The sequence below is a fragment of the Vannielia sp. genome (assembly GCF_029212645.1).
Lineage (GTDB): Bacteria > Pseudomonadota > Alphaproteobacteria > Rhodobacterales > Rhodobacteraceae > Vannielia.
Genome location: NZ_JARGND010000033.1, coordinates 6,201 through 32,006, shown reverse-complemented (window position 1 = coordinate 32,006; position 25,806 = coordinate 6,201). Strand labels below are relative to the sequence as shown.

At 62.7% G+C, this 25,806-nt stretch carries 26 protein-coding genes and 1 other RNA gene; 12 read left to right on the top strand and 15 right to left on the bottom strand.

Annotation, left to right across the window (positions count from 1 at the left end):
* Positions 1–308 precede the first annotated feature (308 nt).
* The 7 genes from purC to P1U55_RS11265 all read left to right on the top strand — a co-directional run bounded on the left by purC (position 309) and on the right by P1U55_RS11265 (position 8,747).
* Positions 309–1,073 (top strand): phosphoribosylaminoimidazolesuccinocarboxamide synthase, encoded by a 765-nt coding sequence (purC, locus tag P1U55_RS11295; RefSeq protein ID WP_301047681.1) that lies wholly within the window; start codon positions 309–311, stop codon positions 1,071–1,073.
* A gap of 14 nt (positions 1,074–1,087) precedes the next feature.
* On the top strand, positions 1,088–1,315 hold the full coding sequence (gene purS / locus P1U55_RS11290; protein WP_301047680.1) for a phosphoribosylformylglycinamidine synthase subunit PurS: 228 nt from the start codon (positions 1,088–1,090) through the stop codon (positions 1,313–1,315).
* 86 nt (positions 1,316–1,401) lie between these two features.
* The gene (gene purQ / locus P1U55_RS11285; RefSeq protein WP_301047679.1) at positions 1,402–2,070 is read left to right on the top strand and encodes a phosphoribosylformylglycinamidine synthase subunit PurQ; all 669 of its coding nucleotides are present in this window, start codon (positions 1,402–1,404) and stop codon (positions 2,068–2,070) included.
* A gap of 1 nt (position 2,071) precedes the next feature.
* A complete protein-coding gene (locus P1U55_RS11280; RefSeq protein ID WP_301047678.1) occupies positions 2,072–2,203 on the top strand; it encodes a hypothetical protein in 132 nt (43 codons plus the stop codon).
* Positions 2,204–2,212: 9 nt separating this feature from the next.
* Positions 2,213–3,952, top strand: coding sequence for an ATP-binding protein (locus tag P1U55_RS11275; RefSeq protein ID WP_301047677.1), 1,740 nt, complete (start codon positions 2,213–2,215; stop codon positions 3,950–3,952).
* Between the two features lie 27 nt (positions 3,953–3,979).
* Positions 3,980–5,317, top strand: a complete 1,338-nt coding sequence (locus P1U55_RS11270) for a sigma-54 dependent transcriptional regulator (RefSeq protein WP_301047688.1) — start codon at positions 3,980–3,982, stop codon at positions 5,315–5,317.
* Positions 5,318–5,987: 670 nt separating this feature from the next.
* Complete coding sequence (locus P1U55_RS11265; RefSeq protein ID WP_301047676.1) at positions 5,988–8,747, top strand: Rne/Rng family ribonuclease; 2,760 nt, start codon at positions 5,988–5,990, stop codon at positions 8,745–8,747.
* Positions 8,748–8,799: 52 nt separating this feature from the next.
* Here the strand turns inward: P1U55_RS11265 and P1U55_RS11260 are convergent, their stop codons facing one another.
* Positions 8,800–9,027 carry a sulfurtransferase TusA family protein gene (locus tag P1U55_RS11260; protein WP_301047675.1) on the bottom strand — a complete coding sequence of 76 codons (228 nt, stop codon included), beginning with the start codon at positions 9,025–9,027 and terminating at the stop codon, positions 8,800–8,802.
* Between the two features lie 121 nt (positions 9,028–9,148).
* Here P1U55_RS11260 and P1U55_RS11255 point away from each other — a divergent pair, with 121 nt between their 5' ends.
* From P1U55_RS11255 to P1U55_RS11245, 3 genes are all read left to right on the top strand, one after another.
* Entirely contained in the window at positions 9,149–9,901 is a 753-nt protein-coding gene (locus tag P1U55_RS11255; RefSeq protein WP_301047674.1) for a cytochrome c biogenesis protein CcdA, read from the top strand.
* A gap of 78 nt (positions 9,902–9,979) precedes the next feature.
* Positions 9,980–11,242 (top strand): hypothetical protein, encoded by a 1,263-nt coding sequence (locus tag P1U55_RS11250; protein WP_301047673.1) that lies wholly within the window; start codon positions 9,980–9,982, stop codon positions 11,240–11,242.
* Positions 11,242–12,624 carry a cytochrome P450 gene (locus P1U55_RS11245; RefSeq protein WP_301047672.1) on the top strand — a complete coding sequence of 461 codons (1,383 nt, stop codon included), beginning with the start codon at positions 11,242–11,244 and terminating at the stop codon, positions 12,622–12,624. The genes P1U55_RS11250 and P1U55_RS11245 overlap by 1 nt, the downstream gene beginning before the upstream one ends.
* Here P1U55_RS11245 and P1U55_RS11240 read toward each other — a convergent pair.
* The 6 genes from P1U55_RS11240 to ssrA form a co-directional block, all read right to left on the bottom strand.
* Positions 12,611–12,850, bottom strand: coding sequence for a ribbon-helix-helix domain-containing protein (locus P1U55_RS11240; protein ID WP_301047671.1), 240 nt, complete (start codon positions 12,848–12,850; stop codon positions 12,611–12,613). The genes P1U55_RS11245 and P1U55_RS11240 overlap by 14 nt on opposite strands.
* Positions 12,851–12,853: 3 nt before the next feature.
* Positions 12,854–13,639 (bottom strand): Hint domain-containing protein, encoded by a 786-nt coding sequence (locus P1U55_RS11235; protein ID WP_301047670.1) that lies wholly within the window; start codon positions 13,637–13,639, stop codon positions 12,854–12,856.
* A gap of 175 nt (positions 13,640–13,814) precedes the next feature.
* Positions 13,815–14,000: a DUF4169 family protein gene (locus tag P1U55_RS11230; protein WP_301047669.1), complete on the bottom strand. Its 186-nt coding sequence runs from the start codon at positions 13,998–14,000 to the stop codon at positions 13,815–13,817.
* Positions 13,997–15,388 (bottom strand): class II fumarate hydratase, encoded by a 1,392-nt coding sequence (gene fumC, locus P1U55_RS11225; protein ID WP_301047668.1) that lies wholly within the window; start codon positions 15,386–15,388, stop codon positions 13,997–13,999. The genes P1U55_RS11230 and fumC overlap by 4 nt, the downstream gene beginning before the upstream one ends.
* A 126-nt stretch (positions 15,389–15,514) precedes the next feature.
* Positions 15,515–15,964 (bottom strand): ClpXP protease specificity-enhancing factor SspB, encoded by a 450-nt coding sequence (locus tag P1U55_RS11220; RefSeq protein ID WP_301047687.1) that lies wholly within the window; start codon positions 15,962–15,964, stop codon positions 15,515–15,517.
* Between the two features lie 175 nt (positions 15,965–16,139).
* Positions 16,140–16,492: a transfer-messenger RNA gene (ssrA, locus tag P1U55_RS11215) on the bottom strand.
* Between the two features lie 76 nt (positions 16,493–16,568).
* Between ssrA and P1U55_RS11210 the strand changes: the two genes are divergently transcribed.
* Both P1U55_RS11210 and mbfA read left to right on the top strand, forming a co-directional pair.
* The gene (locus P1U55_RS11210) at positions 16,569–17,213 is read left to right on the top strand and encodes an LCCL domain-containing protein (RefSeq protein WP_301047667.1); all 645 of its coding nucleotides are present in this window, start codon (positions 16,569–16,571) and stop codon (positions 17,211–17,213) included.
* 54 nt (positions 17,214–17,267) lie between these two features.
* Positions 17,268–18,248: an iron exporter MbfA gene (mbfA, locus tag P1U55_RS11205; RefSeq protein ID WP_301047666.1), complete on the top strand. Its 981-nt coding sequence runs from the start codon at positions 17,268–17,270 to the stop codon at positions 18,246–18,248.
* Positions 18,249–18,336: 88 nt separating this feature from the next.
* Here mbfA and P1U55_RS11200 read toward each other — a convergent pair whose 3' ends face one another.
* The 8 genes from P1U55_RS11200 to P1U55_RS11165 all read right to left on the bottom strand — a co-directional run.
* Positions 18,337–18,954: a TetR/AcrR family transcriptional regulator gene (locus P1U55_RS11200; RefSeq protein WP_301047665.1), complete on the bottom strand. Its 618-nt coding sequence runs from the start codon at positions 18,952–18,954 to the stop codon at positions 18,337–18,339.
* A complete protein-coding gene (gene ppk2 / locus P1U55_RS11195; RefSeq protein WP_301047664.1) occupies positions 18,954–19,823 on the bottom strand; it encodes a polyphosphate kinase 2 in 870 nt (289 codons plus the stop codon). Before ppk2 ends, P1U55_RS11200 begins: the two co-directional genes overlap by 1 nt.
* 54 nt (positions 19,824–19,877) lie before the next feature.
* A complete protein-coding gene (locus P1U55_RS11190) occupies positions 19,878–20,816 on the bottom strand; it encodes an alpha/beta fold hydrolase (RefSeq protein WP_301047663.1) in 939 nt (312 codons plus the stop codon).
* A 1-nt stretch (position 20,817) separates the two neighbouring features.
* Positions 20,818–21,738 carry a homoserine O-succinyltransferase gene (metA, locus tag P1U55_RS11185; RefSeq protein WP_301047662.1) on the bottom strand — a complete coding sequence of 307 codons (921 nt, stop codon included), beginning with the start codon at positions 21,736–21,738 and terminating at the stop codon, positions 20,818–20,820.
* A gap of 34 nt (positions 21,739–21,772) precedes the next feature.
* Positions 21,773–22,645 (bottom strand): ATPase, encoded by an 873-nt coding sequence (locus P1U55_RS11180; RefSeq protein WP_301047661.1) that lies wholly within the window; start codon positions 22,643–22,645, stop codon positions 21,773–21,775.
* A gap of 57 nt (positions 22,646–22,702) precedes the next feature.
* A complete protein-coding gene (locus tag P1U55_RS11175) occupies positions 22,703–23,617 on the bottom strand; it encodes a DMT family transporter (RefSeq protein WP_301047660.1) in 915 nt (304 codons plus the stop codon).
* Between the two features lie 117 nt (positions 23,618–23,734).
* A complete protein-coding gene (locus P1U55_RS11170) occupies positions 23,735–24,844 on the bottom strand; it encodes an outer membrane protein transport protein (RefSeq protein ID WP_301047659.1) in 1,110 nt (369 codons plus the stop codon).
* A gap of 179 nt (positions 24,845–25,023) precedes the next feature.
* Positions 25,024–25,806: DMT family transporter (locus tag P1U55_RS11165; RefSeq protein WP_301047658.1), on the bottom strand; the 783-nt coding region annotated here is incomplete at its 5' end.

The window sequence follows — 25,806 nt, the reverse complement described above, 5'->3', positions numbered from 1 at the left end:
GATGAGTGCCTCGGCCACCTGCTGTGGCGTTGCCCCCAGAAGTGCGAAATCGAGCACGGCGAAGTTGTCAGACATCTTGGGCCTTCCGGTGGGTTTGGCTTTTGCGGGCGAACCTATCCGGCGCGGACGGGGAAGCAAAGCCCCACTGAACCTGGCGCAAAAGCAGGCAGGCTGTGTGGTTTGCCCGCGCCACACCGCCCTGGGGGCACGGCTCGCTTGCCCCGCTTGCGCCCTTGCACTATAGCGCGAACAAGGATCAAGCGCCGCCCATCGGGGCCCGGCGCGTCCGGCGCAATCGAAGGCACCCCATGGCACGTCGCAAGCTGGTATATGAAGGCAAGGCCAAGATCCTGTATGAGGGCCCGGAGCCCGGCACGCTGGTGCAGTATTTCAAGGATGATGCCACCGCCTTCAACGCCGAAAAGAAGGCGACGATCGAGGGCAAGGGTGTGCTGAACAACCGCCTGTCCGAGTTTTTCATGACCGGGCTGAACAACATTGGGGTGCCGACGCATTTCTTGAAGCGTATCAATATGCGCGAACAGTTGATCCGTGCGGTGGAGATTGTGCCGCTGGAAGTGATCGTGCGCAACTTTGCCGCCGGGTCGATGGCCAAGCGGCTGGGTCTGGAAGAGGGGATGCAACTGCCCCGCCCGATCATCGAGTTTTCCTACAAGGATGACGCTTTGGGCGATCCGCTGGTGCCTGAGGAATACATCATCGCCTTTGGCTGGGCGACCCAGCAGGACCTTGACGATATCGTTGCGCTGGCGCTGCGGGTCAATGATTACATGGCCGGGGTGATGTATGGTGTGGGGATCAAGCTGGTGGACTTCAAGATCGAGGTGGGCCGGGTTTGGGACAATGAGTTCATGCGGCTGATCGTGGCCGATGAGATCTCGCCCGACAGCTGCCGTTTGTGGGATATCCAGACCGGCCAGAAGCTGGACAAGGACGTGTTTCGCCGCGACCTTGGCAACCTGACCGACGCTTATACCGAGGTGGCGCGCCGCCTCAAGGTGCTGCCCGGCAATGGCCACGCCACGCCGGACAAGCCGACGCTGATCAACTGAGGGGACAAGACGCGATGAAGGTTCGTGTGGATGTAATGCTGAAGACGGGCGTGCTGGACCCGCAGGGCGAGGCGGTGCGTCATGCGCTTGGCGCGCTTGGCTTTGAGGGCGTTGAAGGTGCGCGCCAGGGCAAGGTCATCGAGCTTGATCTGGCCGATGGCACCAGCGAGGACGAGGTGAAGGCAATGTGCGAAAAGCTGCTCGCCAACACCGTGATCGAAAGCTACGCCATCCATATGTGAGGCCCGCGCGGCGGCTCTTCCGGCTTTCGGCTGACGCCTCGGCGCGTCATCGCCGGGGAGGGCGGCGCGCATCAGGAGAGACGCCCATGAAAGCTGCTGTCATCACCTTTCCCGGTTCGAACTGCGACCGTGATCTTGCGGTTGCCTTTGAGGCGGCCGGGTTTGATGTGACCCGTGTTTGGCACAAGGATACTGCGCTGCCTTCGGGCTTGGATGTGGTGGGCATTCCCGGCGGGTTTTCCTTTGGGGACTACCTGCGCTGCGGCGCGATTGCCGCCAACTCGCCGATCTGCCGCTCGGTGGTGAGCCATGCCAGGGCGGGGGGCTATGTGCTGGGGATTTGCAACGGCTTTCAGGTGCTTTGCGAGACCGGCCTGTTGCCCGGCGTGCTGATGCGCAACGCGGGGTTGAAATTTGTGTGCCGCAACGTGGGGCTGACGGTTGCCTCGGTTGAGAGCCCCTTCACCGATGCCTATGCGTTGGGTCAGGATCTGATGATCCCGGTCGCCCACCACGATGGCAATTACAACGCCGCGCCCGAGGTTCTGGCCGCGCTGGAAGCCGAGAATAGGGTGGCGTTTCGCTATACCGACAATCCCAATGGCTCGATGGCCGATATTGCCGGGGTGCTTTCAGAAAACCATCGGGTGCTGGGGATGATGCCGCACCCCGAACGGGCGGTTGACCCGGAGCATGGCGGCACCGATGGGCAGGCGATGTTTAGCGGGATGGCCAAGGCGCTGGTTTCTGCGTGACGTGAGCCTCGCGCTGCAAGCTATTGAAATAAGCATGAAAAAGCCCAATGTGTGGGGCAGCTTCAAGGGACTGCCCTCAGCTTTTGGAGAGGCGGCGCGGGCCGCGCTGGCCATGGGTCCGGCGGCGCAGTAAACTGGGGCAATGACTTGGGTTCGAGCGATCTTGCGCCAATGGCGTGGCTGGCTGTTTCGGCTGGCTTGGGTGGCGGTGCTGCTTGGGGCCGGGGTGACGGTGTATCTCACCAATTATTACCTCACACTGCGCTTCACCGAGAGCACTCGCAACCGGGCTGAACAGCGGCTGTTGCTGAACCAGGGCAACATCATCTCGGAGCTTCAGCGCAACTCGGTGGTGCCACTGTTGCTGTCGCGCGACCCGGTGCTGATTGCGGCGCTCAACACCTCGGATTTCAAATCCTCCTCGCAGCGGTTGATCGAGTTTCGTGACGAGATCGGCGCCAAGTCGATCCTGATGCTGGATACCGATGGCCGCGCCGTGGCCGCCACCGACCGCCCCTTGCTTGGCTCGCAACACAGCTCTGCGGCCTATTTTGTAGATGCGCAGCGGGCCAGTGATACGGTGTTTACCGTGCATACGCTCGAAACCGGGGCGATGGAATTTGCCTATTCGCGCCTCATCCGCCATGACGGGCGCGGGGTGGGGGTGATCGTGGTTGAGGTCGATCTTGGCAAGTTTGAAACCCAATGGCGGGGGCTGTTCGAGGCGGTTCTGGTGACGGATTCGACCGGGCAGGTGATCTTGTCGACCGAGCCGCGCTGGCGCGGCCACACGGTGGCGGATGCGCTGGCGCAGGAAAGCGCGCCCTCGGCGATCCGCTCGGCGGCCGACTGGCCGATCAGTGATCCGGATGCCTACCTCTTTGGCGAGGCGGTGATGCGCTCGGATGCGCGAATCCCCTTTCGCGGCTGGCGATTGACCAGCTTCACCGCCTACAGCTCGGTGCGCGAGCGGGTGAACGGGGTGCTGGCGCTGGAGATCATGGGGTTTGCGCTGCTGCTGGCGGGCTCGTTCTGGTTTTTGTCGCGCAAGGCGCGCAGCGAGCGACAGGCGGCGCAAGAGGAATCGGCGAAGCTTCGCCAGTTGAATATCAGGCTACAGCGGGAAATTGCCGAGCGCGAGAAGGCCGAACGCAACCTTGAAGTGGCCGAACAGACGCTTGCGCAAAGCTCGAAACTGGCCGCCCTTGGGGAGATGTCGGCCTCGGTTTCGCATGAGTTGAACCAGCCGCTTGCGGCGATGCGCACCTACCTTGCCGGCGCGCGGCTTTTGCTGGAGCGCAAGCGCCCGATCGAGGCGCTTTCCTCGTTCCAGCGGATCGACGATTTGATTGGCCGGATGGGGGCGATCACCCGGCAGCTCAAGAGCTATGCGCGCAAGGGGGAAGAGGCGTTTGAGCCCTTTGATTTAAGGGATGCGATCAGTGCGGCGCTCACCATGATGGAGCCGCAACTGCGTGGCCGTCATGTGCAGATCAGCCGCTCGGTTCCGGTGGGGCCGGTGATGGTGGCGGCCGATAAGCTGCGGGTTGAGCAGGTGCTGGTGAACCTCTTTCGAAACGCGCTGGATGCCACCCGTGAGGTGGAAGAACCGGCGTTGGAATTGATCCTCAGCGCGGGCGATCAGGCGGTGCTGTCCCTGCGCGACAATGGCCATGGGATCGACGACCTCGATAACCTGTTTGAGCCGTTTTACACCACCAAGGCTCCGGGGGATGGGGTTGGCTTGGGGCTTGCCATCTCCTCGGGGATCATCAACGAGTTGGGCGGGCGGCTCACCGCGCGCAACGGGCGCAGCGGTGGGGCCGTTTTTGAGATCAGGCTGCCGATGATGCACCCGCAGAGGGCCACGGCAGCAGAGTAGGGCAGGATGAAGAAAGACACACAAACAATGGCCAGGTCTATGAAAATTGCTATCATCGATGACGAACAAGACATGCGCCAATCCATCAGCCAATGGCTGGCGCTGTCGGGCTTCGAAACCGAAACATACGCCTGCGCAGAGGATGCGCTTAAGGGCATCGGGCCAGATTATCCCGGTGCCGTTGTTTCGGATATCCGGATGCCGGGCATGGATGGGATGGCGCTGCTGAAAAAGCTGATGGCGCAGGATTCGGCGTTGCCGGTCATCATGATCACCGGGCATGGCGATGTGCCGATGGCGGTTGAGGCGATGCGGGTGGGGGCGTTCGACTTTCTTGAAAAACCGTTCAAGCCCGATGGGCTGACGCTGCTGGTCAAGCGCGCCACCCAGCGCCGCCGGATGAGCCTTGATGCGCGCACGTTGCGCCGCGAGCTGGGCGGTGGCACCACCATCATGAAAAAGCTCATCGGCACCTCGCCGGTGATGGAGCGGCTGCGCGAGGATATCCTCGATCTGGGCCAGGCCGATGGCCATGTGCTGATTGACGGTGAAACCGGCACCGGCAAAACGCTGACCGCCCATGCGCTGCATGCGGTTGGGCCACGGGCCAACAAGGAGTTCATGATCCTCTCCTGCGCCGCCTTTGATGAAGCTGAACTGTCGGCGCAGCTCTTTGATGGTGCCCCCGAAGCGGGCCGCCTGCCGCTGGTGGAGCAGGCCCGTGGCGGCACGCTTTGCCTTGAGGATATCGAGGCGCTCAGCCCGGCGCTTCAGGCCCGTTTGGTGCAGTTTATCAACGATCAGGGCACGCCGGCGGAAACTCGGATCGTGGCGGTGAGCAACCTGCAAGAGCAGGGCAAAACCTGCGAGGATGTGCTGCGCCCCGATCTCTACTATCGCCTTGCCGCGATGAAGATCACCCTGCCGCCGTTGCGCCAGCGCGGTGAGGATATCCTGCTGCTGTTCACCCGGCTCAGCGAGCAATTTGCCGAGGAATACGGCTGCGAAGCGCCTGCGGTTTCGGCCCAGGAGGCGGCGCAGCTTTTGCAGGCCCCCTGGCAGGGCAACGTGCGCCAGCTCATTAACATCGCCGAACGCGCGGTGCTGCAAAGCCGCCGTGGCTCGGGCACCATCGCCAGCCTGCTGATGACAGACACCGAAGAGGTGCAGCCGGTGATGACGACCGAAGGCAAGCCGCTGAAAGAATATGTGGAAGCCTTTGAGCGGATGTTGATCGACAACACGATGCGCCGCCACAAGGGATCTATCGTCGCGGTGATGGAAGAGCTTTGCCTGCCGCGCCGCACGCTGAACGAGAAGATGGCGAAATACGGGCTGCAACGCTCGGATTATCTTAACGGCTGATATACCCGCCCGCTGCGGCTGAGGGCTGTAGCGGGCGTGTTCACCAGAGGGGCCGGGGGGCTACCTTCGCCTGATCCGGTGTTTTTTCACCTTGCCGATGAACGCTAACAGTAGACGGGCGGCTTGTTCCTGTGCGCCGCGCCGCTGCGGCCATGGGACCTGCAAACAGAGGGCATTCGCCCTGTGGTTGAGGCGCTCGCCGCGGCCTCGCCAAAGGCCGGTGCCCCGCCCGCAGAAGGGCCGCGCAAGCGGTGGCGGCAGTTTCACGTTGTAATTGTCCCCAACTGTCCCTTATGTAGGAAAGACGGCCCGCTGGCGCGATGCTGCGCCCTGAGGGCCGGATGGATTTTTCGGGCGGTGACCCGTGGAGAAAGACCCGACACCCCTGATGCAATGAATATGGCCCTTTGCAGGGTCCATGTAGACAGCCCTTGGTGCTCTTTGGCCACAAATGGTCGGGCGCCGGGCCTTTTAAATGGCATCCCACCTATAACGGGGTGTCGGAGACAAACCGCGATGCAACGCGTGAGATGTGACGGTCAGGCAAGAGGGACGGCAATGTGCCGCCCCCTGACCTGTGCTGCCACCCACGCATTCGCCCTATCCAGACACGGCCATCCCTCACTCGCACCCCCTGGGGCGGGTGAGCTTCGTCGTGCAATGAGTTCAAATGGCAAAGAAAATGCTTATCGATGCCACCCACGCCGAGGAAACGCGCGTTGTGGTGGTCGATGGAAACAGGGTCGATGAGTTCGACTTTGAAACAGTTAACAAGCGCCAGCTGGCTGGCAATATATACCTCGCGAAAGTAACCCGTGTGGAGCCTTCGCTCCAGGCGGCTTTTGTAGATTACGGCGGCAATCGCCACGGCTTTCTGGCCTTCTCGGAGATCCACCCGGATTACTACCAGATCCCGGTTGCTGACCGCCTGGCGCTGCTCGAAGAAGAACGCGCCTATGCCGCCGCACAGGCCGAGGAAGACGAAGCCCCGAAAAAGCCCCGTCGACGCCGCCGCAGCAGCGCCAAACGGTCTGACACCGGCGATGCGGTGGAGACGCGGGAAGTTGAAGGGATGGAGGTCGTTGACCTCACCGAAGGCGAGGCCGAAACGCAGGCTGACGCCGCTGAAACCGATGCGGTGACACCAGAGCCTGAGGCGGCGGTTGAGGCCCCCGAGGGCGAGGCGCACGGTGCTGATGCCGACGCGACTGGTGGCGAAACGCCGGAAGCCGACGCCCCTGCCGAGGCCGCAGAAGCCCCCGCAGAAGCTGAGGTGGACGCCGAAGGTGAAGCCGAAAGCGACGACGAGGAAGACACGCCCCCCAGCGCCGCCGAACGCGATGAAGACATCGAGTCGGTCGCCGAGGAGGACGTGCAGGAAGAGATCCGCCAGCCGCGCAAACCGCGCCCCAAGCGCTACAAGATCCAGGAGGTCGTAAAGGTCCGCCAGATCCTTCTGGTGCAGGTCGTCAAGGAAGAGCGTGGCAACAAGGGTGCGGCGCTTACCACCTACCTCAGCCTCGCTGGCCGCTACTGCGTGCTGATGCCCAACACCGCGCGTGGGGGTGGCATTTCGCGCAAGATCACCAATGCTGCCGACCGCAAGAAGCTGAAAGAGATCGCGCAGGAAATCGATGTGCCGCAAGGCGCGGGCCTGATCGTGCGCACGGCGGGGGCCAAGCGCACCAAGACCGAGATCAAACGCGATTACGAATACCTCAAGCGCCTCTGGGAGCAGATCCGCGAGCTTACCCTCAAAAGCACCGCGCCCGCGCCGATCTATGAAGAGGGCAACCTTATCAAACGCTCGATCCGCGATCTCTATTCCAAGGAGATTGATGAGGTTTGGGTGGAAGGCGAGATGGGCTATCGCACCGCCAAGGACTTCATGAAGATGATCATGCCGTCTCACGCCAAGAACGTGAAACTGTATGACGAAGGCCTGCCGCTGTTTGCCCGCTACCAGGTGGAAAGCTACCTCGCGGCGATGTTCAACCCGACCGTGCAGCTCAAATCGGGCGGCTATATCGTGATCGGCATCACCGAGGCGCTGGTCGCCATTGATGTGAACTCGGGCCGCGCCACCAAGGAAGGCTCGATCGAGGAAACCGCGCTGAAAACCAACCTGGAGGCCGCCGAAGAGGTGGCCCGCCAGTTGCGCCTGCGTGACCTTGCCGGCCTCATCGTGATCGACTTCATCGACATGGAAGAGCGCCGCAACAACGCCGCCGTGGAAAAGCGCTTCAAGGATCGCCTCAAGACGGATCGCGCCCGCATTCAGGTAGGCCGCATCTCGGGCTTTGGCCTGATGGAGATGAGCCGCCAGCGCCTGCGCCCCGGCATGTTGGAGGCCACCACGCAGCCATGCCCGGCCTGCCACGGCACCGGCCTGCTGCGCTCGGATGATAGCATCGGCCTCGCCGTGCTGCGCCAGATCGAGGAGGAAGGCACCCGCCGCAAAAGCCGCGAAGTGCTGCTGAAAGCGCCAAGCAGCGTGATCAACTTCCTGATCAACAACAAGCGCGAGCACATTGCGCAGATCGAGGCCCGCTACGGGCTGTCGGTGCGCCTTGAGGCCGATCCACATATGATCTCGCCCGAGTTCAGCCTTGAAAAGTTCAAGACCGCTACGCGCACCGTCAGTGAAGTCACCGCGCCGGTGATCTCGATCGACACCTCCGACATGCCCGACTTCGAGGAAGAGGAAGAGGAGGTTCAGGCGCAGGAGAGTGAGGCCGAAGCCCAGCCCAATGGTGGCGACGAGGACGGTGAGGACAAGCCGCGCCGCAAGCGCCGTCGGCGTCGTCGGCGTCGGGGCGGTAATGGCGAAGGCCAGAATGAAGAGAACGGTCAGGACACAGCGGGCGAGAGCAATGGCTCAGCCGAGGCGCAGGCTGAGGGGGCAGAGGCCCCAGCAGACGCGCAAGCCGAGCCGGGCAGCGAAGCCGTGGGCGAAGAAAAGCCCAAACGCCGCCGTCGCAGCCGCCGCAAGAAGACCGATGAGGGCGAAGCGGTAGCGGCTGAGGCCAACGAAGGTGAGACAACCGAGGCTGATGCCAGCGCCCAGGACGCTCCGGCTGAAGAGCCCGTGGCCGAAGAAAAGCCAAAGCGCCGCCGTCGCAGCCGTAAAAAGGCCGATGAGGCCCCGGCCGAAGAGGCTAAGGGTGATGAGCCAAAGGGTGAAGAAAGCGCAGAGGCCACCCCGGAGGCGGTTGCCGAGACGCCCCCGGTTGAGGCCCCGGAACCTGCTAAAGCCGAAGCCGAAGCCGCGCCGGAGCCCACGCCAGAGCCGGAGCCGGAAGCCGCACCAGAGCCGGAGCCGGAACCTGCGTTGGAAACCGCAGAAGCCGCGCCAGAGCCTGAGCCTGAGGCCAAGCCGGAAGATCCGGCCAAGCCCAAGCGCAAGGGCTGGTGGTCACTCGGTCGCTGATCCGGCGACAGGACGATGAAACAGGGAAGGGCGTGGCCGCAAGGCTGCGCCCTTATCCTTTGCGCAGATACCAGATCACCGCCGCATCCGCCTCTTTCTGGGCGAGCAGCTCATGCCCGGCCTCGGCGCAAAAATGCGGCATGTCGATCAGCGCGGCGGGATCGTCGGTGAGCACGCGGATCACCTGGCCGGTCTCAAGCCGCTGCAAGGCCTTGCGCGTTTTCAGCACCGGCAGGGGGCAGAGCAGCCCCAGCGCATCAAGTTCGCTATCGTGTTCCATGCCTCTCCTTTAGCGCAGCCGGTGCCTGCGGGCCATAGCGGCCCGCCCGCGCCAATGCACCACGGTTTTGTGAGGCGATTTGGGCTTTTACGCGGCCTGCGCTGCGCCTACACATCCTGTCATGTTTGGGATCGAAATCGTTGACGCCGCGCTTTTGCCGGCCATGGGAATCGCGCTGCTTGCGGGGCTGATCTCCTTCGTCAGCCCCTGTGTGCTGCCGATTGTTCCACCGTTTCTGGCCTATATGGGCGGGGTTTCGGTGACCGAGATGGAGGCTTCCAGCGCCGCGCGGGGGCGGGTGTTCCTGTCGGCGGTGTTCTTTGTGCTCGGCCTTTCGACGGTGTTCCTCATCCTCGGGGCGGCGGCCTCGGCGCTTGGCGGAATGTTCCTGCTTTATCGTGAGTGGTTCACCGCCGGGGCGGGCATCCTTGTGATGATCTTTGGCGCGCATTTCCTTGGCGTCATCACCATCCCTTTCCTCAACCGCGAGGCGCGGATTGATGCGGGAGACAAGGGCGGCTCGGCGCTTGGGGCCTATATCCTTGGCCTTGCCTTCGCCTTCGGCTGGACCCCTTGCCTTGGCCCGATCCTTGGCGCGCTGCTCTCGCTCGCGGGCCAGGAGGGCGAGGTGGGCCGGGGCACGGTGCTGCTGGCGATCTATGCCCTTGGCCTTGGGCTGCCGTTCCTGCTGGTGGCCGCTTTTTTCCCGCGCCTCAAGGGCTTCATGGGGTGGATGAAGCGGCACATGCAGCGGATCGAGCGGATCATGGGGCTGCTGCTCTGGACCGTGGGGCTGATGATGCTCACCGGCGGCTTCACCGATTTCTCCTACTGGCTGCTGGAGCTGTTCCCCGGCCTCGCGATGATCGGCTGACCGAGGGCATTTGCGCGCAGGTCTCCCAAATTCTGCCCAAATCCCTTGCTATGGCGGCGGGAACGGCGAGGATAAGCCATGGTTGACGAGCAGATGCCTACCCAAGTGAAACAGCGCCGGGTGATCTATATCCCCGGCTATGACCCGTTTCACCCGCGGCGCTACCGCGAGCTTTACCGCAAGGAGAGCGCGGCGCAGGCGCAGATTTCAGGCTATGAAATTTCGCAAGAAGCGATCAAGGGGCAGGGGCCGTTTGCCTGGAAGGTCCATTCCCGGATTGATGGGCAGGAGAGCGAAGCACAGATAGATGTGCTGCTCTGGTCTGACATCGTGAAGAACTCGATGAACCCCTCGATCCCGGCCACCTACGCCATGCTGGTGCGCACGACCTGGGCTTATATCGGCTCTGGCGCGCTGTTTCGGCTGGCACGTTTGCGCAAGGGGCCGATCATTGCCGCGCTTTACCCGATCGTCTTTTTGCTGGCGCAACTGCTGCTGGCGCTGGCGCTTGGCTATGGCGTGGCGCGGCTGGTGGGGTGGGGGGGGCCTTTGTTGGTGCTGCCGATCCCGCTGGGGGTGACAACCACGCTGGTGCAACTGCTGCTCGGTGCCGGGGTGGCCTGGGGCGTGTTGAGCTGGTTTCGCCAGCGGGACTCGAAGTTTTTTGCCTATTACCTGATGCATGATTATGCCTATTCGGCCCGCCACAGGGGCGCCAACCCGCCCGAGCTTGAGGCGCGGATGGCCGAGTTTCGCAGCGTGATCAACGAGGCGCTGCGCACCGATGTGGATGAGGTGCTGGTGGTTGGCCATAGCTCTGGCGCGCATTTGGGCGTGTCGATCCTTGCCGATATCATGCGCCAGGGCTGGCAGCGCAAGGACGGGCCTGCGCTGGGGTTTCTTACGCTGGGGCATGTGGTGCCGATGGTGTCTTTCTTGCCCGATGCGCACCGCCTGCGGGCCGATCTGCATGATCTGTGCCAGTGGGATCAATTCACATGGGTCGATGTGACCGCACCGGGCGATGGCTGCGCCTTTGCGCTTTGTGATCCGGTCGCCGTAACGGGCGTGGCCCCGGAAAGCGGCAAACGCTGGCCGCTGGTGTTTTCAGCCGCGTTCAGCGCCACCCTCAGCCCGGAGCGCTGGAAGGCGCTGAAGCGGCGCTTCTTCCGGCTGCATTTTCAATACCTCTGCGCCTTTGATCGCCCGCGTGATTACGACTATTTCCAAATCACCGCAGGCCCGCTCACGCTGGCTGATCGCTACGCCAAACGCGGCCCCTCAAAAAGCCGGATCGAAACCCCCGCCTCGCGCTACACCTCCCGCAAGGAGGCCGCATGATGCCGGATCGCGCCCCGCCTGAATGCCCCATGCGCGCGTTGCCGCCCAAACCCCCGGCGCGGGCGGAAAAAACGACCCTGTTGAACTATATCCGCCTGTTTCGGCAGGATATTTTATCGGCGCAACCGGCCAAGCTTTACCGCGCAAAAATGGCCGAGTTTCGCACGCCGTTCTTTCGCAGCTACCTGGTGAACGAGCCTGCGTTGATTGATCTGGTGCTGAAGGACCGGCCAGATGATTTCCCCAAGTCTGATCGGGTGCGCGAGGGGCTGGCCCCGCTGCTTGGCAACTCGGTTTTCGTCACCAACGGCACGGTCTGGAAACGCCAGCGCCGCATCATCGACCCGGCCTTTGAAGGGGGGCGCATCAAAGAGACCTTCCCGGCCATGCGGGAGGCCGCAGAGGCGGCGGTTCAGCGGATTGGCGAGGGGGTGCTGGAGGTTGAGGCGGCAAGCTCTCATGCGGCGGCGGATGTGATCTTTCGTACGCTGTTCTCGATCCCGATCGAACATGAAATCGCGGCGCAGGTGTTTCAGGAGTTTCGCGCCTACCAACGCGCCCAGCCGATCCTGAACATCGCCGCTTTTCTGCCGCTGCCGCGCTGGCTGCCGCGCTTTCACCGGGGGGAGGTGAAGCGCACCGCCAAGGCCATTCGCGGGTTGATCACCCAGCTCACAGCCGCGCGGGCCGAGGCGATCAAGGCAGGCACCGCGCCCCGTGATCTGGCGACCAAGATCATGCAGGCGACTGATCCCGAAACCGGGGAGCGGTTTGATACCGAAGAGATGGTTGATCAGGTGGCGATCTTCTTTTTGGCGGGGCATGAAACCTCGGCCTCGGCGCTAGCCTGGGCGTTTTACATGCTGGCGCTATACCCTGATGTGCAAGAGCGCGTGGCGGCGGAAGCGACAGCGGTTTTGGGAGAAAGCCCCACCTTCTCAGAGGTTTCCAAGCTGAAGTTCACGCGCGATGTGTTTCGTGAAACCCTTCGGCTTTACCCGCCGGTGCCAATGATGGTGCGCCAGAACAAAAAGCCCGAGCGGTTTCGCAACCGCGATGTAAAGCCCGGCGGGCAGGTGGTGCTGTCGCCCTGGCATGTGCAGCGCCATGAGCGGCTTTGGAGCAACCCCGATGGGTTTGACCCGGATCGCTGGAGCACGGATGAGGGGCGCTCCTCGGCGCGCGATGCCTATTTCCCGTTTTCCGCAGGCTCGCGGGTGTGTCCGGGGGCAGGGTTTGCGATGGTTGAGGGGCCGCTGCTGCTGGGGATGCTGGCGCGGGCCTTCCGGTTTGAGCGGGTTGAGGGGCGTGAGCCGCAGCCGGTGGCGCATTTGACGGTGCGCGCCAAGGATGGGATCTGGCTGAAGGTCAGCCGCCGTTGATCTCGCCCGCCAAGCGGCTTTGAAGCTCTTGCAGCACATAAACGCGGATGGCGGAGGCGAGGCCGCGGTCAAGCCCGCGATCTGCATCAATTTCGGCCGCCAAGGCATTGATTGTTTTATTGTTTTGCGCGGCGAGGTCACGGAAGGCCAACCAAAACTCGGGCTCAAGGGACACCGACGTGCGGTGCCCGGCCAGCGTGAGTGAGTGCTTTTCCGGCCGGGCCATGGCTTAGGGGCGGGCGCGGTCTGAAAGATCGGGGCGCACGCGCGGGCCATAGCCCACCAGATCATGCTCCAGATCGGGCATCGCGCCCATGACCTCTGACCACATTGCCGCATCGGCCTTGTTGGGGCGCAGGTTGCCGGGGTGGAAGCTTTCCATCTCCAGCCCTTCAACCATGAGCACCGCGTGATGCTCCAGCAAAAGCTGCACATAGGTGATGCCGTGGCGCGGGATAGACTTGCAAAACCCGTCACGCCGGGTGAGCGCGGCGGCCTGCACAAGGCGTTCGTCCGTCCGGTTGCGATTTGAGCGCATGACGATCCCGGCAGAGGGCGAGATTTCCATATCGGTGCGCGGGTAGGTGCCATCAACAAGGCCTGCCTTTATCCGCACCGGGCAAAGGGCAGGGCGCTCGGAAAGCTGCGCGCGGGTGAGGCGGGTTTGCCCGATCCACCTGATCGGCTGGGCGCCGTGGTCCTTGGTTTCCACCATGTCGCCAAGGCCAAGCTGGCCTGCGGGCACCGCGCCTTCGGGGGTGAGCACACGGGCGGTTGCGGCCACCGCGCTCTCCATCCAGACGCCGGCATCGGGGGCCTCGTTGAAGCTGCGCAAATGGGGCCGTGCGGCCTGCCGGATGCGGCGCGAATAGGGGAGCAGCTCCTGGATGTCCCTGGCCACATAAGCCTTGGCGAGCGGTCCGATTTGAATGATGTTGTTCCCGGTAAAGCTGTTCAGATCATCCTGAAAATCGGCAAGCTTCGCCCCGTCTGGTCGTGCCAGATTTGTCCCCATACCCGTCTCCGTATCCGCAGGGGTAGGCCCCGCGACTGCCTCGTTTTTCGCCCGGTTTTCCGGGTCTGATGGCAGAATCAAGGCGAAATGTGGCGAAAATGTGGCAGGCAGGCCGGGGTGCCTGCCGCGCCCGGAAGCTGTGGTATTTATGCCAGTGAAACCGGGGGTTTATCTGCTATTGCTTGGGGTCGCGCTGCTTTGCGTCTTGCGCTGTGGCGGCGCGCTCGGCCTCGGCGCGGGCGGCGGCCTTTTGGGCCTTGGTCAGCCCGTGGAAGGCGGCATTCTGGTTGGCGCGGGCCTTTTCATCGGCCCGTGCCTTGGTTTTGCGAAACCGGTTCAGATTGACCGGCTTTTGGCTCACTTCGGGCCAACCATATTTTCAGGGCGCACCACACGATCAAAGGTTTCGGCATCGACAAAGCCGAGCGCGATGGCCTCTTCCTTGAGGGTGGTTTTGTTTTTATGCGCGGTCTTGGCAACCTTGGTGGCGTTGTCATAGCCAATTTCGGGGGCCAGAGCCGTGACCAGCATCAGCGATTCACGCATCAGCTTTTCGATCCGGTCGCGGTCTGCTTCCAGCCCGTCCACCAGATTATCGGTGAAGGCCGAGGCTGCATCGCCCAAAAGCTGCATGGATTGCAGCACGTTATAAGCCATCATCGGCTTATAGACGTTCAGCTCAAAATGGCCCTGCGATCCGGCAAAACCCACAGCGGCGTCATTGCCCATGACCTGCGCGCAAACCTGTGTGAGCGCCTCACATTGGGTGGGGTTCACCTTGCCGGGCATGATCGAACTGCCCGGCTCGTTCTCGGGCAGCACCAACTCACCGAGGCCACAGCGCGGGCCGGACCCGAGCAGGCGGATGTCATTGGCGATCTTGAACAACGACACGGCCACGGTTTTGAGCGCGCCCGACATTTCGACCATGGCGTCATGGGCGGCCAGCGCTTCGAACTTGTTGGGCGCGGTGATGAAGGGCAGGCCGGTGATTTCGGCCATGTTCGCGGCAACCTGCGTGTCCCAGCCCTTTACGGTGTTGAGGCCGGTTCCCACGGCGGTGCCGCCTTGGGCCAGCTCATAAATGCGGCCCAGCGCGTCTTTCACCCGCTGGATGCCCATGGCCACCTGATGGGTGTAGCCTGAAAACTCCTGGCTGAGTGTCAGCGGTGTGGCGTCTTGGGTATGGGTGCGGCCAATCTTGATGATGCCGTCAAACGCCTCAACCTTCTTTTGCAGCGCCGCGTGCAGCTTTTCGAGGCCCGGCAGCAGCACATCGCGTGCGGTCATCGCGGTGGAAATATGCATCGCCGTTGGGAAGGTGTCATTCGAGCTTTGGCCCATGTTGCAATGGTCATTCGGGTGCACTGGGTCTTTGGAGCCGATCACGCCGCCAAGGATTTCGATCGCGCGGTTGGCGATCACCTCGTTGGCGTTCATGTTGGATTGGGTGCCCGAGCCGGTTTGCCACACGACGAGGGGGAAGTTGTCATCAAACTTGCCGGCCACAACCTCGCTTGCCGCCTCAATGATCGCATCGGCCAGCTTTGCGTCGAGCTTGCCGTTGTCCTTGTTGGCCTTCGCGCAGGCCTGCTTGATCACGCCAAGCGCGCGCACAATGGCGATGGGCTGCTTTTCCCAGCCAATCGGGAAGTTGATGATCGAGCGCTGCGTTTGCGCACCCCAATACTTGTCGGATGGAACTTCAAGCGGCCCGAAACTATCGGACTCGGTGCGGGTGTCGGCCATGGATGCGCCCCTTTGCGTTATTGTCGTGCGAGACATACCTAAAGGGGCGGAGATATCAATGGTCGGTTAGCGCAAACGCCGCAGATGAGTGGGGGCGAGAGCCGTAAAAGGGGCGGTCAGGCCGCGCTATTTGCGGAAGCTGTCAAGGCTCACAACCTCGGCTTCGGCCTTTTCATCCGGCTCGGCGTTTTCATCCATCGGGGCGGGCTCGATCTCTTCAATGGTGCCGTCTTCTTCGTCATCGTCCGCGTCGTGGCTTTCAAACCGCAGGCCAAATTCAACCGAGGGGTCAACGAAGGTTTGGATCGCGTCATAGGGGATGACCAGCCGCTCAGGCGCATCGCCAAAGTTGAGGGTCACGCTGAAGCCCTGATCGGTGACCTCAAGATCATCAAACCAGTGCTGCATCACCACCGTCATCTCATCGGGGTAGCGTTCGCGCAGCCAATCGGCGATGTCGACGCCCTCGGCGTGGGTGTCGAAGGTGATGAAAAAGTGGTGCTGGCCGGGCAATCCCGAGGCTGCCACCTCGGAGAGCACTTCACGGATAAGACTGCGCATCGCCCGATGCATCATCCTGCCGTAGTCGATCTCTGTCACGCCCAAGCCTCACGTTTCCCGTTTTCGATAGGGCCAGCATAAGGGATTCGGGCGTGAATGCGAGGGCGAAATGGCACAGGGCTGTTTGCCTGCGCGGCCATGAGCGCAAGCAGGCTGATGGCGAAATGGCACCTTAGGCGAGGGGGGAGTAAGTGCAGGCTTCTGTTGCCAGGTGCCTGCGAACCCCGCCTTACCTGGCTAGAGGCAAGGACTTAAAGATCGATCATTCGTACCGCTTAAGCGGCAAGAGCGACCGGAGCACGATTGTTATTGGCAATTGTACTTTTTCGGGCCGATACGGTGGCACCCAGCCGAGACAAAGCTAACCCCTTTAGACGTTCGTCGATCCTGTTTCGACCCCATGATCCTCCAATAAAGGATGTTTGGTGGAGTCGCCGGGTACCGCCCCCGGGTCCGATCCGCGTATTACGAGCGCGTTTATGTCCATAGTCCCGTTGCCGAGACAGGGTGAATATAGGCTTTGGGTGGGCGCATTTCAAGGTGCTTTGCCAATGAGCGCGTTGGGGGTAGATTGGTTGCACGACATATTTTTTACGAGCCATTTTACCGGAGCTATAACATGAAAAAGATCATTGCGATCAGTGCCTTCTCTTGCGTTCTTGGCGCACCCCTCTGGGCTGAATCCGCCGCCCCGCTGTGCAGCGCCTACACCACCGAGAAATCAGATTGGAGTTGTTTTTGCCCGCAAAAGGCCGCGCCCGGCTCGGTATGGGGCTCGGGGCCTTACACCGCAGATAGCAACATATGCACCGCTGCGCGCCACGCCGGGGTGATCACAGAAACCGGCGGCATGGTGCGCCTCACCACCGTGGCGGGGCAGGCCAGCTACAGCGGATCAGAGGCCAATGGGGTCATCACCCGCGATTGGGGCAGCTTTGCCCAGTCGATCAGCTTCCCAAAGCCCAGCGCCTCTGCTCTGGCAGCGTGCACAACCCTGCCCACGGGCACCGAGGCGCAATCCTGCTATTGCCCCGGTGATGCGTCCAAAAAACGCGATGTCTGGGGCACCGGGCCTTATACCGCCGACAGCAACATCTGCGCCGCAGCTTTCCACGCCGGGGTGATCGGTGCGGCCGGCGGCGAGGTGCGGGTGCTGCGGGTGCCGGGCCTCCCCTCCTACAGCGGCTCGCGGGCGGGTGGTGTAACAACGGGCGATTGGGGCGCTTATGCGCATTCCATCGTGTTTGACAGAAACGGCGGCTGAAGCGCGGCAAATTGAGCGCTGGCGGCGGGGGCAAAAAACGCTAATCTCACCGCCATGAGATACCTGTTCAGCAACCGCAAACGCTTTTCCGACCTGACCGAGCAAGAGGTGCTGGCGCTCGCCATCTCTTCTGAGGAAGATGACGCGCGGATCTACCGTGGCTTTGCCGCACGGCTGCGCGACGATGAGTTTGCCAGCACCGCTGCCATGTTCAACGAAATGGCCGATGAGGAAGATGAGCACCGCCGCCGCCTCATCGCGCGCCATCAAGAGCAATTTGGCGATGTGATTCCGCTGATCCGGCGCGAGCATGTGTCGGGCTACTACGCCCGCCGCCCGGTGTGGCTGGCCGAAAACCTGCCGCTCGAAAAGATGCGCGGGCTGGCCGCCGACATGGAGCGCCAAGCCGAGCATTTTTACCGGCTGGCCGCCCAGCGCACCACCGATGCCAAAACCCGCACATTGCTGGGGGATCTGGCCGCCGCCGAAGCGGGCCACGAGAAACTGGCCACATCGCTGGAAGACAAGCACCTGAGCGATGCGGCCCGCGAAGAAGAGGATGTCTCGGCGCATCGCCAGTTCGTGCTCACCTGGGTGCAACCGGGGCTGGCAGGCCTGATGGATGGCTCTGTGTCGACCCTCGCACCGATCTTCGCCACCGCCTTCGCCACGCAAGACCCGTGGACCACCTTCCTCGTTGGCCTCGCCGCCTCCATCGGCGCGGGCATCTCGATGGGCTTCACCGAGGCCGCCTCGGACGATGGCCAGCTTTCCGGGCGGGGCGCGCCCTGGAAGCGCGGCGTCGCCTCGGGAGTGATGACAGCCCTTGGCGGGCTGGGCCACGCGCTGCCCTACCTGATCCCGCATTTCTGGACCGCGACCATCATCGCGCTCATCGTGGTTTTCGTTGAACTCTGGGCAATTGCCTGGATCCAGAACCGCTATATGGAAACCCCGTTCTGGCGCGCCGCGATGCAGGTGGTGCTGGGCGGGGCGCTGGTGCTGGCGGCGGGCATATTGATCGGCGGCGGCTAGGGCGGCAGGCGTTGGATCTGGGTATTTTCAACAAGAAAATATCCAAAATCAAAAATGGCATGCGCCGCGGGCGCTCTATTGGAATGCGCTACTCATCTGGCGCAACAAGGCCCAGGCCGCGCAGGTAGATGCCAATGCCGGTTTCCAGCAGTTCTTCGGGCGGGAAGGGGGCGCGGGTTCCGGGGCTGCCGCGTGCAAAAAGCTCTACCACCCCATGCGACATCGCCCAGATATGGGCTGAGAACATCGCGGCGGGGGGGCGGCGATCGGCTGGCAAGCGCTCCGCCAGCCCGGCGGCGGCGCGCTCGAGCGTGGCCTGCGCACGAGCAGCCCCCTGCGCAAGATCCGGATCACGCGCCAGTGACAGCCCGGCCTCGAACATCGCCTGATAGTAGCCGGAATACTTGCGGGCAAAGGCCAGATAGGCCCGCCCCGTGGCCTCGAAACTGGCAATGGCCGAGGGTTTGCCGCTTTCGTAAGCGTGCTCCATCAGGTCGCCAAAGATCGCGTAGCCCTGTTTGGCCACCTCTGTCAGCAGGTCTTCGCGCCCCTCAAAATGGCGATAGACCGCCGCCGGCGTCACGCCCGCCAGTTTTGCCGCTTCCGAGAGGGTAAAGCCGTGCGGGCCTTTCTCCTCGATCAGCGCAATGGCCGCCTCCACCAGGGCCTGGCGCAGATTGCCGTGGTGGTAGCCTTTGCGGGCCATCAGTCTTCCCAGATTTCCGGCCCACCGCTTATCAACCGGTCAGGCGCGCTCACCAGTTTGCGGTCTTTGCCATCATAATCCAGCTGGCCGAGGATGGAGCGGATCGCGGCAAGGCGGGCGCGGCGCTTGTCATCCGAGCGGATCACCACCCAGGGCGAGGCCACGTTATGGGTGCGGTTGAAGGTTTCGCGGATCGCCTCGGAGTAATCGTCCCACTTTTTCAGCCCCTCCACATCGATCCAGCTCAGCTTCCACTGTTTCAGCGGGTCTTCCTCGCGCGACAGGAAGCGGCGCAGCTGTTCGGCGCGCCCCACGTTGAGCCAGAGCTTGACCAGATGGATGCCATCGCTTTGCAACAGGTCTTCAAAGTGCGGTAATTGCTGGAAAAAATGCGTGCGCTGCTCGTCGGTGGCAAAGCCAAAGACCTTTTCCACCACGGCGCGGTTATACCAGCTTCTGTCAAACATCACGAACTCACCGGCGGCAGGGAGCTGCTCGACGTAGCGCTGGAAATACCAGCTTGAGGCCTCGCGGTCACTCGGCTTTGACAGCGCCACCACACGCGCCGCCCGCGGGTTGAGAAACTCGCGCACCCGTTTGATGCAGCCGCCTTTGCCCGCCGCATCGCGCCCCTCGAACACCACCGCCACGCGCTCGCCCTTTTCCCGCACCCAGGCCAGCATTTTCACCAGCTCGATCTGCAACCTGTAGAGCGTTTCCTCGTAGTCGTCCTTGTCCATCCGCTCGTCGTAGGGGTAGTCCTCAAGGATGGTTTTGCCGTCTGAGGCCTTGATCGCGTCGCGCACCTTGTCGGGCGCTTCCTCATGGAAGAACTGCGAGATGGCTCCGTCAAAGGGCAGGGCGGTCATGGGCGGTCTTTCTCGGCTGGTGATCGGCCTTGTCATTATGGGCCGGGTGAGCGCTTAGCGCAATCCGGCGCGGGCAACGGCGCGATCAATCGCCGCGACGGTGGCGGCAGGGTTTGCGTGCTGCGGCATATGGCCAACCCCTTTCAACACCGTCAGATTTGCGCCCGCCACCAGCTTTGACAGGGGGCGCGAGTGGATGTCGAGGCCCACGGTGGTATCGGCGCTGCCGTGCAGGATTTCGAGCGCGGTTGTCAGCCCCGGATAGGCCTTTGATTGTGCCTCCAGTGCTTCGCTCAGTTTCAGCACCTGCTGGCCATTGGCGCGCAGGGTCTTGGCGCGCACGGTCAGCGGTGCGCCGATGTAATCAAGGTAGCCCTTGGGCGGATCTTGCGGCTGGAATATGCCATCAAGCGCCTTGCGGATGGTCTCATCGCCCGCGAGGCTGGTCATCACCGGCACCGCCACGGCCCCGGCCGCGCCGCCGGTGACGCGGTAATAGGGATCAAGCTTGCCCTCAAACGGCATGGTGGCCCCGGCCAGCGAAACCACGCCGCGCACGCGGGCAGGGTTTTCAACCGCCCATGCCATGGCCACCGCCCCGCCATAGGAGTGGCCCACCACCACCGCGCGGCTCAGCTTCAGCCTGTCGGCCAGCGCATCAAACAGGCGGGCCTGCTGCATGGGGGTCGCGCCGCCGGCGTAGGCCTCGGTATAGCCATGGCCGGGGCGGTCCACCGCGATCACCCGGTAGCGGCCCTCAAGGCGGCCCACCAGATCAAAGGTGAAATCGCGCAAATTGCCGCCCGCGCCGTGGATCAAAACCACCACCGGCGCACCGCGCGGCCCCTCATCAATGAAGTGCACCCGCTTGCCCGCAACCTCCACCACCGGCCCGAGGGGCGCAAACGCCGCCTCGGCACTTTGGCGTTGCACAGCCACGCAGCCGGTGAGCACAAGCGCCCCGGTGCCAAGCGCAACAGCGGCCCAGAGCATTTTACGCGCCGATCTTTTCCATATCGAACGGCGTGGTTTGGTAGATTTGGTTGATCCAGTTTCCATAGAGCAGATGTGCGTGGGAACGCCACCGGTTCAAGGGTTGCCGTGCAGGATCGTCATCGGGGTAGTAATTTACCGGCACCGGGATCTGCCCTCCGGCGGCAACATCCCGGTCATATTCTTCCTTGAGAGTGCCGCTGTCATATTCGAAATGGTTGAAGATATAGAGCGCTCGGTGCGCGGCATCTTCCACCAGGCAAGGGCCAACCTCATCCGAGCCGATCAGGATATCAAGGCCCGCGGCGCTCACTTCGGGGGCGCGCATCTCGGTCCAGCGGCTGACCGGGATCAGCACATCATCGGAAAAGCCGCGCAGGTAGGGCGAGGCGGGCGACAGGTTTTGGTGGCGGTAGCAACCAAACAGCTTGTGATCGAGCAGGTGTTTCTTGACGCCGTGGAAGTGATTGATCATCGCCATGCCGCCCCAGCACACCCCAAAGGTGGAATGCACGTGGCTTTGGGTCCAGTCCATCAGGCGGGTGAGCTCGTCCCAATAGGTGACATCCTCGAAGGGCAAATGCTCGATCGGGGCGCCGGTGATGATGAGGCCGTCAAACTTTTCACCGCTGGCCTCAACCTCCTCGAAGGGGCGGTAGAACGCTTCCATGTGCTCGGCGGCGGTGTTCTTGGCCTCGTGCTCGCTCATCCGCAGCAGCTGAAAATCAATATGAAGCGGCGTTGCCCCGATCAGCCGGGCAAATTGCGTTTCGGTCTGGATTTTCTTGGGCATCAGGTTGAGCAGGCCAATGCGCAGCCGCCGGATATCCTGCCGCTCGGCGGCGTCCTCGCCCATCACCATCACACCCTCGCGCTCAAGCTGGGCGAATGCGGGCAGGGTGGAGGGCAGGGTGATGGGCATGTGTTTTGGTCCGGTTTGGGTTGGAAGAGCGGATTTAGGCCGTTGTGACGCGCCGCTCAAGGGCGCGGGCGATCAGCGCGTTGAAATCAGCCTCGGTTTGCACGTCTTTTGCCTCTTCGGCGGGCACGGTCACCCCCCAGTTGCGCGCCATCGCCTCATAGCGGGGCTGGCGGTGCGCGAGGGCGCGGGCATAGGTGAAACGGATGAAGTCATCAGGATCAACATCGTCTTCCTTGAGGTTGTTGTCGCTCAGATATTCCTGCCACACACGGGCAAGAAACTCGGGCTGGTAGGCCATCGGTTTGGGCGCGGCATCAAACCGGCGGATCAGCTCGGCGGTATGGGCCTCGCTGCCTTCGAGCCACACCATCAGGGTTTGCGCCGAAAGTTCGCGCAGCAGCGGATCGTTGGCATCCTCGGCGTCCACCCATTCGCAGATGGAACCGCCGGTATCGCAGATGAAATTGTGGTAGCCATAAAGCGCTTCGGCCCGCTCGATGAAATACGCGGTATCGCGCAGGGCGTTCTCCTCGGCTTCGCGGAACTGCGCCTGGCGGCGGCGGTATTGCTCCATCGCCATTCCGCCCTTGGCCGCGCTGCCGGGTTTGCCAAGATAGGTCGATACCGGCGAGAGGTTGTGGAAGGTGATGTTGGAGCCGATGTAGATGCTGTCGCTCATCAGCAGCTCACGCAGGAAGGGGACCTGCATCGCCTCGCGCTTGGCGTTATCGGTGATGCGCTCGCCCATGTAGCGGGTGCCGATGCGGTAATCCACCGAGTAGTGAAACCAGTCGCCCGCACTGCGCAGAATATTGGCCAGATGGGTCTTGCCAAGGCCCGACATGCCAAACAGCAGCACCTTCTTGCGAGGCGCCTCAAGCCAATCTTGCGCGGTATCGTAGAGCATGGTTTCCCCTTGTTTTGCCCCAGTTATCCCGTGCGGGGGCGGCTTGGAAAGGGGAAATCAGGCAGGCGGTGCGGCCCTGCGGCGCAAAAGCCGCCCATCCAGCAGCAAAAGCCCCGCTGCCAGCAGCGCAAAGCCCGCATAGGCGCGTGGCGGCAGCGCTTCGTGCAGCACCACTGCGCCAAGGGTAATGGCGACCGGCGGAATGAGCAGCGTCACCAACAGCAGGTTGCCCGCCCCGGCCATGGCGAGCACCCGGTAGTAAAGCAGGTAGGCGGCGGCAGTGGCGGCGAGCGCGTAATAGGCAATCGCGGCCACGCCGCGCCCGGTGCTCGGCAGATCAATCCCGCCTTCCAGCACCAGCGTGAGGGGCAGCAACATGAGGGTGGAGCCGGTGAGCATCCCCGCCGAGGCCACCAGCGGCGACACGCCCTTGAGCCGTGCGCGCGCCCAGGCCCCCGCGAAGGCATAGGATAGCGTGCCCGCCAGCACCGCCAATTGCGCCAGAGAGCGCAGCGACAGCCCCGCCAGCAGCGCCGGCCCCACGGTGACGACAACACCGGCAAAGCCCAGCAGCACCCCGGTGAGCCGGCGCGCCGTGAGCCGCTCATCGGTGAAAACCAGCGCCGCCACGATCACCCCGGCCACAGCGGTGAACGCATTGAGGATAGAGGTCAGCCCGCTCTCGATGGTGAGTTGCCCCCAGGCCATGAGCGTGAAGGGCAGCACGTTGTTCAACAGCCCCATCACCGCAAAACTGCCCCATATCCGCCAGCCGCGCGGCAGCGCCTCCCCCCTGAGCAGCACCACCGCCCAGAGCACCAGCGCCGCCCAGCCAACCCGGTGGCAGACCGATGACAGCACGCTCACCTCATCCAGCGCCACCCGGATAGACAGGAACGAGCCGCCCCAGAGCAGGGCCAGAAGCGCCAGTTCGGCCCATGCGCGGGCGGGGATATCACGAGACGGGGTCATCCTGCTTTCCTAACCCGGCCAACCCGCCCCGGCGACCCGGATCTTGCGGAATGAAAAAAGGCCCCGGAGCGCAAACTCCGGGGCCTTTCCCTGTCCCTCTCTGTTGCGCGACTGCGGTCAGAAAGTATAGCCAACGCGGATGCCGACACCCAGGGCGGTGTTGTCGCTGAAGTCGCCCAGCGTGGTGCCGGGAGCCGCTGCATTTTCGGTTTCTGCGTCGCCGATCCAGCTATAGTTCACACCGCCGGTGATGGTTGCCTTGCCAACCGAGTAGCGCCCGGCCAGCCCGATCGAGGTGCGCCCGTCGGTGGGGCCAAGGTTGCCCGAAAAGCCACCGTTCGACTTTTCGTAGCTGATCGTGGCGATCCCGGCGAAGTTATCGGTGAAGCTGCGCGCCACACCCAGCGAATAGGTGATGGTGTCGTCGGCATAGTCCACAAGGCTGCGGGGGCCGAAGTTTCCGTCAGGCGCCCCATCGGAATAGAGATCGGGGGTGATGTCAAAGGCCGACCAGTTGACCCAGCGCACCGAGCCCATCAGCAGCGTGCCCTCGGCGATGCCGGTCTGCCCCTCAAGGTTGACCGACTGGGGAAACTCGGTTTCGAAGTTGGTGGACAGGATGCCAATCTCGGTCGCATCGAACTCGTGCTTGATCGCCGAGTTATAGGTCAGCGCGATGCGCATGGCGATTTCGGGGCGCTCGTAGGCGACCCCGATGAGATAGCCAAGCTTGGTGCTCATCGCCACGTCGAGCGTGTAATCGACGCCGGGGGCCAGCACGGTGACATCGCCTTTCACGTTCTGAAAGCGCAAACCGCCATAGACCGACCAGTTGCTATCAACGTTGTATTGCAACACGGCCTTGATCTCATCCGCGTTGAGATCGGCGTGGGAGCCCGCATAGGGGTAGCCGGTGCCGGTGGGGTAAAACACATCCGCCCCAAACGGCTGCTCATAGGCCACACCCAGCGAGAACTTTTCGTTGAGATCGGTCTTGAAGGCAAAGCCCACCGTGCGGTGACTTGCAATCATATCCTTGGAGCTGACGCTGGGCGCAAACGAAACCACACCCGACACATCCGCATCGACCATGCTGTACGAAAACTCACCATAGCTGCCGGTTTCAAACAGCCAGCTCAGCGATTGCGTTGTCCGTTCGATCCCGCCAGCCTGCACTGTGGCTGTGGTTGCCAGAAGCGCAGCAGTGGCACATAAAACTTTATTCATCTGGGTCTCCTCCCCAAAAATTCATCCCTGTTGAATACTGTGCGCGAGGAGGTGTTTTCACGTCAATTTGTTACCCAGCGTCAGTGTGCAAAAGCATTGAGATGCAGGGGAATGGCGCCAGAACCGTGGCGAAAACCCCACAGTGTTTCGCAAGAGGGGTGGTTCGCTGTAAAGGCGAGTCAGCGGGGTTTGGCACTGACGCGCAGGTTGATCAGGTTGCCAGAGAGGATCAGCGCCGACCCGGCGATCACCCAAAGGTCAAGCCCTTCGCTGTAAATCAGCCAACCAAGGAAGGCGAGCACCGGCAGGCGCACAAAATCCATCGGCATCACAATAGAGGCCGGGGCGAGAGACAGGGCGCGGGTGAGGCAAAAATGCGCGCCAAGCCCGGTCAGCCCGATCACCCCCACCATCGCCAGCGCCGGACCCTGCGGCCACGCCATGTGCCCATCGGCAAATCCGCAGATGAGCCCAAAGACCGCCTGCATGGTTGTGAGGTAAAACAGGATGCAGGTGATGGTCGCGGTGCGGGTCAGGAACTTTGTGAACACCGCCGAAAGCGCAAAGCCCACCGCCGCCAGAGCCGCCGCCACGAGGCCGGGATCAACCACCCTGAAATCGGGCTTGGCAACCATCAACACCCCGATAAAGCCCATCACGGCGGTCACCCCTTTTACGGCTGTGAACTTCTCGCCCAGAAACAGCGCCGCAAACACCACCACCCAGATCGGCGAGGTAAATTCGATAGAGATCACCTGCGCCAGCGGCATCACCGTCATCGCATAAAACCACAGGTTCTGCCCGGCAAAGTGAAAGACGTTTCGGCCCAGATGAATGTGCAACGCTCTTGGCCGCACCTGGCTGAGCGTGCCCGCCATCGCGCCCACAAGCACCACCACCACAACGCCAACAAACGACCGGTAGGTCATGATCTCGAAGGTATCGAGCGTCAGCCCCGCTTC